The organism is Pseudomonas sp. 32_A (assembly GCF_017490905.1).
In the GTDB taxonomy this organism is placed as follows: domain Bacteria; phylum Pseudomonadota; class Gammaproteobacteria; order Pseudomonadales; family Pseudomonadaceae; genus Aquipseudomonas; species Aquipseudomonas inefficax.
Window position 1 is genome coordinate 1 of the sequence record NZ_JAFGYI010000501.1, and the last position, 240, is coordinate 240.

The 240-nt window shown below is 63.3% G+C and carries 1 protein-coding gene; it reads left to right on the forward strand.

The window, feature by feature from the left end; translation table 11 throughout:
• The coding region (locus J5M58_RS27595) for an amino acid permease (protein ID WP_207880690.1) at positions 1 to 240 on the forward strand (240 nt) is incomplete at both ends.

Consider the following 240-nt stretch of genomic DNA (forward strand, 5'->3'; position numbering starts at 1 on the left):
CCAGCGCAGGGGTTGGCGCTGTGCTGATCGGCTGGGCAATCACCGCGGTCGGCATGCTGACCCTGGCATTCGTGTTCCAGACCCTGGCCAATCGCAAGCCTGACCTGGATGGCGGGGTGTATGCCTACGCCAAGGCCGGTTTTGGCGAGTACATGGGCTTTTCCTCGGCCTGGGGCTACTGGATCAGTGCCTGGCTGGGCAACGTCGGCTACTTCGTGCTGCTGTTCAGCACCTTGGGCT